12 protein-coding genes are annotated in these 14,854 nt (G+C 38.0%); 9 read left to right on the top strand and 3 right to left on the bottom strand.

The features are described 5' to 3' along the window. Positions 1-13 precede the first annotated feature (13 nt). The gene (locus A9J31_RS14360) at positions 14-1,543 is read right to left on the bottom strand and encodes a flavin-containing monooxygenase (RefSeq protein WP_067767624.1); all 1,530 of its coding nucleotides are present in this window, start codon (positions 1,541-1,543) and stop codon (positions 14-16) included. Between the two features lie 154 nt (positions 1,544-1,697). On the opposite strand from A9J31_RS14360, the gene A9J31_RS14355 reads away from it, so the two are divergent. The 6 genes from A9J31_RS14355 (at position 1,698) to A9J31_RS14330 (ending at position 9,515) form a co-directional block, all read left to right on the top strand. Next, positions 1,698-2,705, top strand: a complete 1,008-nt coding sequence (locus tag A9J31_RS14355; RefSeq protein WP_067767454.1) for an AraC family transcriptional regulator — start codon at positions 1,698-1,700, stop codon at positions 2,703-2,705. Positions 2,706-2,789: 84 nt separating this feature from the next. Beyond that, complete coding sequence (zapE, locus tag A9J31_RS14350; RefSeq protein ID WP_067767451.1) at positions 2,790-3,941, top strand: cell division protein ZapE; 1,152 nt, start codon at positions 2,790-2,792, stop codon at positions 3,939-3,941. A 524-nt stretch (positions 3,942-4,465) separates the two neighbouring features. After that, positions 4,466-6,628: a malate synthase G gene (locus A9J31_RS14345; protein ID WP_067767448.1), complete on the top strand. Its 2,163-nt coding sequence runs from the start codon at positions 4,466-4,468 to the stop codon at positions 6,626-6,628. A gap of 89 nt (positions 6,629-6,717) precedes the next feature. Beyond that, positions 6,718-7,194, top strand: coding sequence for a hypothetical protein (locus A9J31_RS14340; protein ID WP_067767445.1), 477 nt, complete (start codon positions 6,718-6,720; stop codon positions 7,192-7,194). 111 nt (positions 7,195-7,305) lie between these two features. Further along, a complete protein-coding gene (locus tag A9J31_RS14335) occupies positions 7,306-8,748 on the top strand; it encodes an aldehyde dehydrogenase family protein (protein ID WP_067767442.1) in 1,443 nt (480 codons plus the stop codon). Positions 8,749-8,855: 107 nt separating this feature from the next. Further along, complete coding sequence (locus A9J31_RS14330; protein ID WP_067767439.1) at positions 8,856-9,515, top strand: SOS response-associated peptidase family protein; 660 nt, start codon at positions 8,856-8,858, stop codon at positions 9,513-9,515. 21 nt (positions 9,516-9,536) lie between these two features. Here the strand turns inward: A9J31_RS14330 and A9J31_RS14325 are convergent, their stop codons facing one another. Then, entirely contained in the window at positions 9,537-10,001 is a 465-nt protein-coding gene (locus A9J31_RS14325) for a MarR family winged helix-turn-helix transcriptional regulator (protein ID WP_067767435.1), read from the bottom strand. A gap of 660 nt (positions 10,002-10,661) precedes the next feature. Between A9J31_RS14325 and A9J31_RS14320 the strand changes: the two genes are divergently transcribed. The 3 genes from A9J31_RS14320 (at position 10,662) to A9J31_RS14310 (ending at position 13,901) form a co-directional block, all read left to right on the top strand. Beyond that, entirely contained in the window at positions 10,662-12,185 is a 1,524-nt protein-coding gene (locus A9J31_RS14320) for a TerC family protein (RefSeq protein WP_067767431.1), read from the top strand. A gap of 404 nt (positions 12,186-12,589) precedes the next feature. Continuing rightward, positions 12,590-13,321 carry a hypothetical protein gene (locus A9J31_RS14315; protein ID WP_067767428.1) on the top strand — a complete coding sequence of 244 codons (732 nt, stop codon included), beginning with the start codon at positions 12,590-12,592 and terminating at the stop codon, positions 13,319-13,321. A gap of 64 nt (positions 13,322-13,385) precedes the next feature. Further along, complete coding sequence (locus A9J31_RS14310) at positions 13,386-13,901, top strand: hypothetical protein (RefSeq protein ID WP_067767426.1); 516 nt, start codon at positions 13,386-13,388, stop codon at positions 13,899-13,901. A gap of 77 nt (positions 13,902-13,978) precedes the next feature. Here A9J31_RS14310 and thiM read toward each other — a convergent pair whose 3' ends face one another. Next, on the bottom strand, positions 13,979-14,848 hold the full coding sequence (gene thiM / locus A9J31_RS14305) for a hydroxyethylthiazole kinase (RefSeq protein WP_067767423.1): 870 nt from the start codon (positions 14,846-14,848) through the stop codon (positions 13,979-13,981). Positions 14,849-14,854: the final 6 nt, after the last annotated feature.

Below are 14,854 nucleotides of genomic sequence, written 5' to 3'. Positions count from 1 at the left end.
GAACTGTTATTGCTTAAGCTGCATGACTTGCTTTGCTTTTACTTAAAAGTCTGAAGTCTGCCGGGTTAACTTTGCGTGTAGCAAGCCAGTATTTCCATGTATACGTTGGCCATAATGCAAAGTTTTTACCACCATTTTGTTGATACCAACTGACGCAACCTGACTGCCAAACTGTACCTTCAAGCATGTGTTGCACATAATCATTGTATTGGTTTTGAGTTTCATCTTTAACCACAATGGCATTGGATTTACTCTTTGAAACCAGTTTCATCATTTGTAAAATATACTCGACTTGCGCTTCGATCATAAAGACCACAGAGTTATGTGCAAGTACAGTATTTGGCCCTAATAGTTGAAACAAATTTGGAAAGCCTTTAGTACTAATGCCGTAATAACTCTCTGCGCCATCTTGCCACTGCTGCTTCAGTTCTTTACCTTCTTCACCAATACATTCAAAGGACTTGAGATAAATACGTGGGTCAGTAATAAAACCAGTCCCGTAGATTAAGCAGTCAATTTCACGGGATTTTCCATCTTTGGTAATAATGCTATTTTCAGTGATCTCTTGAATGGCATCTGTTACCAATTCCACATTTTTACGGTTAAAGGTTGGAAAATATTTATTAGAGATAAGAATACGCTTACAGCCCATAATGTAGTTGGGTATCAACTTTTGTGCCAAAGATGGATCTTTTACTTGATATTTAATATATAACTCAGCAAGTTTTTGTGCGTATTTCATGGTCATAGGTTTAACAATTGGAACGACACGTGATTCGTTGGTCCAATACAGGCGAGCACGGTGAATTTTTCGAAACCAATTATATTTTTTAAATAATGATTTTTCTAAACCATGATAACTACGTTCATCACGTGGAATGACCCAAGCAGCAGTCCGTTGAAAAACGTAAAGTTGCTTAGTTTGAGGGGCAATTTCAGGAATGTACTGAATTGCACTGCCACCAGTGCCAATCGAAGCAACTGTTTTACCTTCAAGTGAGTAGTCATGTTCCCATTGTGAGGAGTGAAAAACCTTGCCTTTAAATTTATCAATACCCTGAATATGTGGAATTTGCGGTACATGCAGTGGGCCTGAAGCAAAAATGACATATTGAGCAATCAGTGTAGATTGATCTTTTAAATCAAGTTTCCATTCACAGTTTTGCTCATCATACTTGGCAGATAAAACTTCGCAATTAAAGCGGCAGAATTGTTTGAGGTTATATTCTTGAGTTACGCTTTGGATATAGCTAAATATTTCTGGGGCTTCAGCATAGCGTTTAGACCAATCTGTTTTAGGTGCAAATGAAAGAGAGTACATATGTGACTGCACATCACATGCAGCGCCTGGATAACGGTTTTCACGCCACGTTCCGCCGAACTCATTGGCTTTTTCTAAAATTAGAAAGTCTTGATTGCCTTGTTGGAGTAAGCGTATCGCCATCGCTATTCCACCAAAACCGCCGCCAATAATGGCAACTTGAGTGCGAAGTGTGTTTGGTGTGGTCTTGTTTTGAGATGTTTTTGTTGTTGCTTCTGGCATCATGCTGAGAAATCCATGCTTATTTTTTAACTAGCATATATGACCTAGCTATTCAAAGCATATGATAGTGATGACAGGAATATTGATCAAAACGGCAATTTTCAAAGTCATCATTTTGTAGTAAAAAAGAAGAAATTTATATTTTCTAGAGTCTATGAAGCGATCTATTCTCAGCCTGATGTATTTAGTGCAAGGTATGCGTAAAGCAGGCGTAGATGTAGATCAGCGTTTGCAAAGCATTGGGCTGCGTGTTGATGCACTTGATCCCACATCTGTTATACATCCGAGTTTGGAATGGGATGTCCTTAAAGTTATAGGTAAAGATGTAGAACCTGAGCAAGGACTTTATATAGGGCAGCATTATGCACTCGCTGGATATGGTCCATTGCTGATGCTTTTGGTCACCAGTGACACATTACGCCAAGCGCTCAATCAAGGTATTCGTTTTCAACAACTGACGCACTTAACTGGACGGTTGAGTTTGCAAATGAGTAACCATAAAGTTGCACTATGCTATCAGCCGCAAGATGTGTATTCACCTTTGGGTGCTTTACTTGCGCAGTCTGAAATTTCTGGGACGTATAAGTTCATTCGTGACTTATATAAGATGATGGGGCTTTCGACGCCTCAAGTTGAAATAGATTTGCCATTTGCTCAACCTGAACAAGCTGAAACGCTACAAATGTACACAGACTATTATGGAACCCAAGTTCGTTTTGGAGCACCATGTGCTGCCTTTTGGTTTGATGAAAATGTATTAGATATCCGTATTCCATCGGCGGATATGATTACCTTTCGTTTGTATGAGTCGAAATGTATTACTGAGCTAGAGCGTTTGTCTGCTGATGAAAATGCACCATCACTAATTCAACGTGTTCAGGATTATTTAGAATTGCAAAGTGGAGCTATGCCGAGTATGGCGGCAACCGCACAGGCACTAAATTTGCCGGAACGAACTTTACGTCATCAATTGCAGCAGTTAAATACTAGTTATAAGCAAATTCGTGAAGATATTATTAAAGACAAGGCTTTACGCCTGATTGAATATAATGAGTATTCAATTGAAATGATTGCAGAATTGCTCGGTTATTCTGAGCCGGCGGCGTTTAATCACGCATTTAAACGCTGGTTTGGTCATAGTCCGCGCCAATATAACAAATAGCCTAAGTTGATTAATGCCAAAGTGTTATATCTTCAAATTCAATCTCCGCTATAATTTATGTAGCCCAAAAAAGTATTCAATGATATGTCCGAATTTCAGTCTACACAAAACACCTCTTTCACACCGATTTCACCGGCTGAGCGTTATGCTCAAGCTTTAGCATCTGGTCAATTTTTACCAGATCAAGAGCAGGCGCAAGCAGTGCATGAGCTGGATCGTGTTTGGCAGGAATTAATACAGCGTTTTAAAGCGTCGAAAAAAGCATTCCGTCGCTTCCGTCGTCAAACTGCACCGAAGGGTGTGTACATGTGGGGTGGTGTAGGTCGTGGTAAAACATGGTTAATGGATCAGTTCTATGAGTCTGTGCCATTTCGCCGTAAAACTCGTATGCATTTCCATCACTTCATGCAATATGTGCATCGCGAGTTAAATAAGCTATCAGGACAACGTAATCCATTAGAGCTTGTTGCAGATCAAATTTACAAAGAAGCTGTGGTGATTTGTTTCGATGAGTTCTTTGTATCAAACGTTACTGATGCAATGATTTTAAGTGACTTGTTCCAGAAATTATTTACACGTGGAATCACACTTGTAGCAACTTCAAACATTGCACCAGATGGTTTATATAAAAATGGTATTCATCGTGACCGTTTTATTCCGACCATTGAAATGGTGAAAAAGAATTGCGTGATTTTAAATGTCGATGCAGGTGTGGATTACCGTTTACGTGTATTGAAGCAAGCGCAGTTGTTTAAATCACCATTAACTCATGAACATAAACTGTGGATGGCGCAGCGCTTTACGGCATTGACGCAAACACAAGTGCAGTCGCAAGAAGCAATTTTAATTAATAATCGAATTGTGGAAACGATTGGCCATACTGAGGATGTGCTTTGGTGTGAATATTCTGAGCTATGCTTGAAGCCACGTAGTCCTGCAGACTTTATTGAAATTGCCAATATTTATAATACGGTTTTGGTGAGTAATGTTCCGCATTTAACAGATTACCTTTCTGAAGGTACACGTCGTTTTATTTATTTGGTCGATGAATTCTATGATCGTGGCGTAAAATTACTCCTTACATCTGAAGATAGTATTATTGATATTTATCAAGGTGAGAAGTTGGCATTTGAAATTGAGCGTACCCGCTCACGTTTGCTTGAAATGCAGTCTGATGATTATCTTCAAACATCGCATCGTCAAATCAATGCACCAGAATCTACCGTAGAAAATTAAGAGTTTTTGTTGTAATGTAAAAAGAACGCCTTAATGGCGTTTTTTTTTTTATTTTTAGTTTTAGATTACTTGTATAGATAAGAAAAAATGTAGAACGAACAATCGACTTTAAAAGCGATTTCGCAAGATAAAAGCATCATTTAATAAGAAGTCGGGCTGTTTAATAATTCATCGATAAAAGCGTTAAATTTAAACTGATTGGTTGAAGTTGTAGCATCGACATTCAGCGTATTTCATGGCTTAATCGAGTGAGTTTGTTAGATGCTTGGGTCTATTTGTTCAGTTTTAGAACAAAATTCTGCACTTAAGTCTAATTTCGACATTTCAAAAACTTTATACACTGTAAAAAGGTATTCAGGCTGATGATGACGTCGTATTTCTGATCTTTATTATGTTGAATGATGAGGGTATTTCATTACATAGAAAATGATCATTATTTAGGAATGTGATAGTACTATTCAGCAAAGTATAAATGGGTATACTAGAATCTCTTGTTATAAAAAATAGCAATATCAGGAAAGACAATGACTGCACGTATTCAAAAAGGCAAGTTAGCGATTGCTAAAGAACTTTACGATTTCATCGAAAATGAAGCACTACCGGGTTCAGGTTTAGACAGTGAAACTTACTGGAAAAACTTTGAACAAGTCGTTGTCGATCTTAGCCCAAAGAACAAAGCACTATTGGCTAAGCGTGACGACATTCAAGCTAAAATTGATGAATGGCACCGCAACAACAAATTTGAACTCGAAGCTTACAAAGCTTTCCTTACTGAAATTGGCTACTTATTACCAGAAGTAGAAGATTTTCAAATCAGCACAGAAAATGTAGACGAAGAAATCGCATTATTGGCTGGTGCGCAATTGGTAGTACCTGTGCGTAATGCACGTTACTGCTTAAACGCTGCGAATGCACGTTGGGGTTCACTCTACGATGCGCTTTACGGTTTTGACGTGATCTCTGAAGAAGGCGGCGCGGAAAAAGGTAAGGGCTATAACCCAGCTCGTGGCGCAAAAGTTATCGAATTTGCTAAAAACTTCTTAAATGAAACTTTCCCGCTAGCTAATGGTTCGCATGCAGATGCAACTAAATATGCGGTAGAGGGCAAAAAGTTAGTTGTAAGCCTAAAAGATGGCTCAACTGCAACTTTAGCGAAAGAAGCTCAGTTTGTTGGTTTTAATGGTGACGAAGCTGCACCAACTGAAATCGTACTTTTAAACAATGGTTTACATGTAATCATTGAAGTTGATGCGACGAGTCCAATTGGTTCAACAGATGCTGCTGGCGTTAAAGACTTAGTTCTTGAAGCTGCGGTAACCACAATTCAAGATTTGGAAGACTCAATTGCTGCAGTTGATGCTGAAGAGAAAGTTGAAGGCTACCGTAACTGGTTAGGCTTAATGAAAGGTACACTTTCTGAGTCTATTGAGAAAAATGGTAAAACTGTTACTCGTACATTGAACAAAGACCGTACGCACAAAAACTTGATCGGTGGTGAAACTACGCTTCACGGTCGTTCATTGATGCTTCTTCGTAACGTGGGTCATTTGATGACAAACCCTGCGATCCTTGTAGATGGTGCTGAAATCTACGAAGGCATCATGGATGCATTGATCACACCGTTATTGACGTTTGCAGACATCAAGGGCGAAAACGAAAACAAGAACTCTCGTAAAGGTTCTATGTACATCGTTAAACCAAAAATGCACGGTCCAGAAGAAGTTGCATTTGCAGTTGAATTATTTGAGCGTGCTGAACAAGCGCTTGGTCTACCTGCGAAGACTTTGAAAATCGGTATCATGGACGAAGAACGTCGTACTTCTGTGAACTTGAAAAACTGTATCGCACAAGCGAAAGATCGCACGATCTTTATTAATACAGGTTTCATGGACCGTACAGGTGACGAAATCCATACTTTCATGGAAGCAGGTCCATTCGTTCGTAAAGGCGAAGTGAAATCTCAAATCTGGTTCCCAGCTTACGAAAACCGTAACGTGATGATCGGTCTACAAGCAGGCTTACGTGGTAAAGCGCAAATCGGTAAAGGCATGTGGCCAAAACCAGATATGTTGCTTGATATGTACAAAACTAAGATTGAGCATCCAGAAGCTGGCGCAAGTTGTGCATGGGTTCCGTCTCCATCTGGTGCTGTAATTCACGCGATTCACTACCATCAGTGCAATGTTTCTGAGCGTCAAAAAGAGTTGTTGAATACTCAGCCACTATCTTTAGATGATTTGTTAACGCCGCCTTTAGCGACAGATACAAACTGGTCTGAAGAAGAGAAAACTAAAGAACTCGAAAATAACCTTCAAGGCATCTTAGGTTATGTCGTTCGTTGGGTTGATTTGGGTGTAGGTTGTTCAAAAGTTCTAGACATCAACAACGTGGGTTTGATGGAAGACCGTGCAACTTTACGTATTTCTTCTCAACACGTTGCGAACTGGTTACGTCACGGTATCGTAACTGCTGAACAAGTTGAAGAAGTATTTAAGCGCATGGCGAAAGTTGTGGATGAGCAAAATGCCAACGATCCACTTTACACACCAATGGCCCCAGGCTTTGATGGTTATGCATACAAAGCAGCTTATGACTTAGTATTCAAAGGTGGCGAGCAGCCTTCTGGTTATACAGAGCCGCTTCTTCATGCTTACCGTTTAAAATTAAAAGGTTATACAGGTGACTAATCTGTAAATCCAAAAAAAGCCTCTTCGGAGGCTTTTTTTATTGCTTGAGAAAGTTAGAATGTCGACATAAAAAATGAAAAGGAAACGCCATGTATTTATGGAATGTAAATCGGTTGGTGGATGATATACGACTGAATAAAGTCTCAGAAACCCATTATAAAAACTACTATATTGCCAGCTCAATATTGATTTTCTTTAGCTACTTAGCGCTGACCTTAACCCCAGAATCTAAACTAACTGAAGCTTGGGCTTCATTTATTCTGCAAATAGGGCTTTTGATTAGCTGGGTGAATGCCATCTTTAAAGCCAATGGTGGCGAACATGGTCGAGATTTTTTAAAACGCTTTATCGCATTGTATTTGCCCGTGACGATTCAGAGTTTAGTCCTCTTTATCTTGATCGCTGTTGTTGTCGAAGGGCTGTTACCCATGTTGACCGTGAATATGGATGAGGCTGTGCTTGAGCAAATCACCACAATTAAAGACCTAAGTTTTGAAGTTATCATAAGCTGTTATATTTATTGGCGAATCTATAAAGCGATGCAGCAGATTAATCAGCCTGTTTAAAGTATAGGGTTGTAAAAGAAATTAATTATAAAGTTTCATCCTGTTTTTATCATAGCTTTTCACAACTGAAGCATTTACATTGGAACGAATGATAAAAATAGGACTGAAATCATGTCAGCATATACTGCTTTAGACCTTCAATATATAGGTGGGCAATGGCGAGCTGGGACTTCAACACGTCATGTCCAAAATCTAAATCCATATAATCAAACGCTCATTTTTGACTTACAAGCAGCTAGTAGTGTTGATGTAGATAGTGCTTATAGTGCTGCAGAACACGCTTTTAAAGATGAACGAATCAAAGCGATTCAAGTTCGTAAGCAAGTCATTACTCTGTTGAGCGAAATTATTCAGCAGCGCCGCGAAGAAATTATTCAATGGTTGATTGATGAATCTGGTAGTACACGTTTAAAAGCCAATATTGAAGTTGATGCAGCACTTGGCATTATCAAAGAATCTCTGAGTTTTCCTGAAAAAATGCAAACCACGCAACTGGAGAGTAAAGATCCGAGCCGAAAGAGTTTTGTACTGCGTAAGCCATTGGGTGTCATAGCGGTGATTAGCCCATGGAACTTTCCATTTCATTTATCGATGCGTTCTGTGGTGACGGCGATTGCTTGTGGAAACTCTGTTGTTCTTAAACCAGCCAGTGATACGCCAGTCACAGGTGGTACATTACTCGGCAAATTATTTGAAGAAGCAGGTTTGCCGCATGGCGTATTGAATGTTGTTGCAGGCAGCGGCAGTGAAATTGGGGATTATTTTGTAGAACATTCTGTACCTAAAATGATTTCTTTTACTGGCTCTACAGAAGTCGGTAAGCAAGTTGGCGTGAAAGCTTTGGCAAGTTCACGAATTAAGCGGCTTGCACTAGAGTTGGGTGGTAATGCGCCATTGGTAATTTTGGATGATGCAGATTTAGATTTAGCTGTTGAATTGACTGTAATGGGGCGGTTTTTGCATCAAGGTCAAATCTGTATGAGTACGAACCGCGTCATTGTGGATGAATCTATACATGATGCTTATGTGGATAAGCTTATTCAGCGAGTAAAAACAATTGTCGTCGGTGATCCTAATCAGGCGGATACCTTAATCGGTCCAATCATTAATGCTAGCCAAGTGGATAAACTCAAAACCATTATTCAAAATGCCATTCAGCACAATGCAATTTTAGCTTATGCAGGTGGTATAGAAGGGCAAGTAGTTGCACCACATATCTTTACTGAAGTGGATCCACATGCAGATATTGCCTTAGAAGAAAGCTTTGGCCCAGTATTGCCTATTATCAAAGTTCAAAATGAGGAACATGCACTTGAAATTGCCAATTCAACCCGTTTTGGCTTGTCGAGTGCAGTCTGTACTTCGAATTTAGAACGTGGTGGGGAGTTTGCATCCAAACTTGATGTTGGAATGACCCACATTAATGGCATTAGTGTTGCAGACCATGCCAATGCACCGTTTGGTGGTGAACGAAATTCAGGACTAGGGCGTTTTAATGGGGAATGGATCTTTGAAGAATTTACCCGAACTCATTGGCAAACTTTCCCAGTCTAAACTACACATTTTAATAAAAGCGTACCAATTGGTGCGCTTTTAAATTTCAATCTTTACTTATTTATGAAAGACTGAGTATTCATTTGTGAGAACCGCATTGGTATATTATGTGCGCCAATTTCAAACCCATTACTTTAGCTCAGTTAAAGTCATTAAATTTACCTGAGATTACTTTTGAGTATCCCGATGAGGTGTATCCAAATTATGATCTTCCACTTTTGTTTGCATCTGTTCAGGGACTTGAGTGGCGGAAAGTTGGTTTTGGTATGGTACCGAAATGGGCAGAAGACAAATCTATTGCATTAAAAACCTATAATGCACGCAATGAAACCTTATTTCAAAAGCCAACATTTTTAAATTCAATTTCTAAATGTAAGTTTGGTGTTATACCCGTTTCAGAATTTTATGAATCCAAATATATAGAAAATAAGCCTCAGCGATGGGGTGTTCGACGTAAAGATGGGCAAGCTTTTTATATTGCAGCACTTTATGAAATCTGCAAACAAGGGGATGAAATTATACGATCTAGTAGCATGATTACCATGGATGCGATTGATCATGAAATGATGAAGGACTTTCATGAGCCTGGTGATGTTAAACGCTCAGTTATTATTATTCCTCATGACCGATTACAAGAATGGCTCACATGGAGAAGCCCTGACATAAGCAGTTTTATACACGGATTCCCAGTTGAAGAATTTGAATGTACGCATGTACCCAAAATAAAAATCGAAAAAATCAGTCCCCAACTGAACTTTTTCGATTGATACTTCGGTGATGCAGAATGTTTAGCGTGCTAAGTTTTTGAAGATGTGTTTCAAACTTTCCATAGTTTTTTCAATTTGTAATGGCGTTAAACCTTCAAATGATTGCTCAAGAACGACATTAGTTAAATCATTAATTTTTTGTGTCATTTCTGAGCCTTTTTCAGTCAAAACGACACGGGTAATTCGTGCATCATCTTCACATGAATAAGTATCAACTAAACCTTCATCTTTGAGTCGATAAACAATTTTAGTTGTTGTCGACATTTTAGATACGACCATTTCTGAAAGGTCAGAAACGCTTGCATGTGGTTTAGATTTCAGTGCGAGTAAAATGCGACGACGAGAGTTGTCTAAACCATATTTTTTGAGCGCATGATCAACGTTCAATACGTATTGTGCATGAACTTGAGTTACCCAATAGAATGGAAAATTTTCTAAACTGAAGTCGTCCGTGGACGGCAAAAATTTTGAATATTTTTTTGTCATGAAGTTTCCCCTGAATTTTTTTGTAATTTTATTTAATGTTTTAACATTCTATTGAAAAATAGAGGGTAATAGCAATACTTCACACTAAAAAAAAGGAAGGATACTGATATCTCGTTTTTAGATTATCTTAATAGAAAATACTGATTTAGTTTTAACCAGCTAAGATTTATGACTAAGTCATTCATAGAAGGTCATAAAATATTTTATTTTTTTCTGTATTGGAATTGAGAGAGTAATAAATTAAGAAGAATTTATTGATTTGTTAAGTATTACTACATTAGTTTTGCTGCTGTTGATAGTTGTAGCAACACGTTTTGGATGAAATTTTTCTTATACGCTTTACTTGATGTGGGTTGAACAAGCGATTTGAACTTACAGCATTGACATAAAATAAAATGAAAAAAAGTGGCGCATAAAATTACATAAAGTAAGATCATTGCATTACAAAAAATATGTTTAGTGCTTAGTAATTAATCTTAAAATAATCCAGATCATTTAAAATTTAGAGTAATTATCAAAAAAATATTTATTTGCACAATACAAATTCTGAAGATTGTGCATAATAAAAAGGTCTTAAGTCATAGAGGTTAACATTATGGATCCGTCGCCGTGCGCTGGTCTAATTAATTTTTTTACAATTCAGAGTGAGGGTATTAACTAATGGAATTTTTATTAGACCCCGGTATCTGGGTTGGTTTGCTTACTTTAATTGTTTTAGAAATTGTACTGGGTATTGATAACCTCGTATTTATTGCCATTTTGGCTGAAAAACTTCCTCCAGAACAACGTGATAAAGCACGTGTCATTGGTCTGTCACTTGCCTTAATCATGCGTCTTGGATTGCTTTTTGCAATCTCTTGGTTAGTCACCTTAACTCAACCTCTTATTACCGTATTTGATTGGACATTCTCTGGTCGAGATTTGATCTTATTATTTGGTGGTTTATTCCTTGTTTATAAAGCAGTTACTGAACTGCACGAAAAAATAGAAGGTAAACCTGAAGTTAAAGTTACAACGAATGTTGTTTATGCAAGCTTCACAGCCGTTGTTGCACAAATTGTTATTTTAGATGCCGTATTCTCTTTAGATTCGGTGATCACCGCAATTGGTATGGTTGACAACATTTATGTCATGATGGTTGCAATGGTTGTTGCAATGGCAGTGATGTTACTTGCATCTAAATCATTAACTGCATTCGTCAATCGCCATCCTACAGTTGTGATCTTATGTTTAAGCTTCTTGCTGTTAATCGGTATTAGTTTGATTGCGGAAGGTTTTGGTTTCCATATTCCGAAAGGTTATATCTATTCAGGTATTGGTGTTGCCATTCTAATTGAAGCATTTAACCAATTTACACAACGTAATGCGATCAAACATGAATCAAAAATTCCGCTTCGTCATCGTACGGCAGATAACATCTTAAAATTGATGGGTGGTCGTATTGAGGCTGAAACGGTTGGTCAGCGTCAAGCACAGGAAACCTTTGCAGACGAAGAGCGCTATATGATTGGTGGTGTATTGACGCTTGCTGAGCGTACAGTTGCATCAATTATGACGCCACGTAATCAAATTTCTTGGGTTGATTTAAATGATTCGCCTGAGCAGATTCGTGAGCAAGTGCTTTCTGTCCCGCATAGCTTATTCCCAGTTTGTCGTGGTAGCTTGGACAAAGTGATCAGCATAGTGCGTGCGAAAGAACTGATCGATGTGCTTGATAGCGAAGAAGATTTAAAAGCACTGATTAAGCGTCATCGCCCAATCTTCATTTTCCAAAAGATGAAAGTGATTGATGCCATTAATACTTTGCGTACATCAAAAGGCTCATTGGTGCTGGTAACTGACGAATTCGGTGCAGTACAAGGCTTGATTTCTCCACTCGATGTGTTTGAGGCGATTGCAGGTGAATTCCCTGATGCGGATGAACAACTCGATTTAGTGAAAATGGATGATCAGCACTGGAAAGCATCAGGTATGTTGGATTTGTATCAACTTGAGCTAGAGCTGGGCATGCTTGATTTAATCGAAGAAGATGATGGTTACATCAGTGTGTCAGGTTTAATTTTAGACCAAACACAAGGTAATGTTTCTGTTGGTACTGAAATTGAATTTAATGGTATTCAGTTTAAAGTGACCGAAATGGATGATAACCGGATTAAGACTGTTGAGATTTTCTATCAACCTTAATACGTCCATTTAGATGTTAAAAGACAGCTTTTCGAAGCTGTCTTTTTTTTACCCATATTAATATCTGCGCCATGCCACATATTATTTCGATAAAAAGTAAATTGTAGGCTCGTTTATATTTACACAATGTAACACTTAGTTTATAAATACAGCTCATAGGTACTGGCATTTTCTTCCATTTTTTTGAATGATGAATAGGCTAGGCTGCTTGAATGAAAACACAGATAAAATTTTTACCACCTTAATGAATTCTTATCGTTTTATAGTTCAATAATTATTTTCTCAAATAAGTTTATTTTAAAAATGTTTAAGCACGAAATTTCGATTTGGATGGAGTGCAGCAATAAGTGAATTTGCCTAAAGATGTGTAAAGCACAATTTAAAAGAGGATTGGGGTTGGGTGTATGAAAATTTCTGAGAGCATTATTGATTTCAGTAAACTACCCGCAGAATCTAAACATACATATTTTCAGCAGATGTGGGAGTTTGATCGGAAAATTTTCCCAAATTCGAGCATCGAACAAGTCTATGAATATATGCATGATGCAGATGCTGTTGCGATTCCTGTTGTCCAATTTTTTCATAAGAATCAATTAGTCGGACAAAATATTATACGTATTTTAAAGCTTGAACATAATCAACGTCCGATTTTAATTTTTAATTCACGTGCGGGTTTTTTACCTGAGTATCGTCGCCGTAATATGACTTTAAACTCAGCGATTAAAGTGGCAATGCAATACCAAATTCGTTTTGCCTCAATGCCGATGTGGTTTGTCACGACTTTAACGCAGCCAAAGGTATATACCTTATTTGCTTCACGTTCCGTCAAATTTTATCCGCGACAGGGTGTCCCGATGCCTGAAGAATATGTTGAAGTATTAAACGTCTTTAAAGCTAGGCAACATGATGTACAACATCGTGGAGAGGATATATTTGTACACCCATGTGATTTGCCAAAAGTGACACCTGAGCAATTAATACGTTTAAGAAATAAATCAGATGAACACATTCAATTTTTTATGCAGCATGTTCCCGATTATTTTGATGGTATGGGCATGATGTGTATTTGCAAGTTAAATGTTGGTACGATTTTTGAAGCAACAATGAATATCGCAATGGGGCGATCAGTCGAATAATTAATATTTTATACATGGAAGTTTTATGTTGTTGAATAAGGTTAGCCATTGGATTGGGCTGAGTATGGTTATATTTTTAGGTGCTTGCCAGCCTACGAATGACCCCATTCAAAATAAAAGTGATCGATGTGAATCAGCTGAAGATTTGGTTCAGCAAATTTACCGAGACAATCTAAAGTTAAATACTTTAAATGAAGCCAAAGTAGAGCATTATTTTGAAAGTAATATGGCACAACGTCTAAATGATGAAATTCACTGCAAGAAATCTCAAAACCTATGTAATATTGATTTCGATATCTTCACGGATACGCAAGATCCAACTACATCAATTCACCCTAAACTTCGTTTTGATGAAAAAGCACATACTGTGCAAGCTGATTTCAAAATTGGAAATGAAGCCAAAATTATTAAATATGAAATGAGTGAAGAAGGTTGCCCTAAGATTAAAAATATAATTTATACAGGGGATTACGATTTAGACATGCTATTGAGTAATCCGACTGAACAGGACATGCATGCTGCTGCTGATGATGATGATATTGAAATATCTAATGATGCTTCAATGGCAACAGTAGAATAGTTTTAAAACTTGGATTACTCTTGAAAGCCTGTACTAATTCATTTTGGGTACAGGCTTTTTTATAAAGACTATCTAACTTAGAGTGGTAAAATTTCAATGTCTGCATATTGCTGTATGTCTTCTTCTTTGAGATTAAATATTTCATCCAAAAAGGCAACATTAAAACTGCCGACACTTGATGCAAGCTCAAATGCCTTTTGCCCAGCGATGGCGAAGTGAATATGTGCAGCAACGGTTCCAGTCGTTACATTCTCACTGACAGCACAATAGGCAGCGATGAGTGCACCTAATGCACAACCCGATGCAGTCACTTTGGGTTGTAGATAACTACCACCATTTATTTTAACTACTGTATTCATTTGCTTAGATAAAATAAAATCGGATTCCCCTGAGATTGCAACACATTCACAGTGTTCGAGTAGGGTACTGGCTTGTAAATAGGTTTCAGCACTATTTAAGGTGCTATCCACACCTTTAGATTCACCTTGATTACCGGCTAGACCGTTGATTTCGGATGCATTGCCGCGAATAACGCTCGGTCTATATTGCAAAAGAGTATTTACCATTTCTGAACGCCATGGCAGTACTGGGCCATAACCGACAGGATCAAGCACCCAAACTTTACTTAATTGCTGTGCAGTTTGCGCAGTAATTTGCATTGCCTGCATTTGTTCAGATGTAGGCGTACCTAAATTAATATTGATAGCACTCGCAATTGTTGCAAAACTTTCAGCTTCAAAAGGATTGTCGATCATTGCAGGTGATGCACCTGCAGCCAGTAGGACATTGGCTACATAATTACTCGCAACTGCATTGGTAATAATATGCACCAAAGGTTGATTGGTTTTAAGTTCAGTCCAAGCTTGGATAACACTTTCTAGGAGAGGACTATTTAAGTCAGATAAATCAGTATTCATAGTGGAATTAAATTTTTCAGATTGATTCATTCATGT

The organism is Acinetobacter gandensis (assembly GCF_001678755.1).
Classification (GTDB): domain Bacteria; phylum Pseudomonadota; class Gammaproteobacteria; order Pseudomonadales; family Moraxellaceae; genus Acinetobacter; species Acinetobacter gandensis.
The sequence above is the reverse complement of the archived record's forward strand: the minus strand, read 5'-3'. Positions and strand labels throughout refer to the sequence as shown.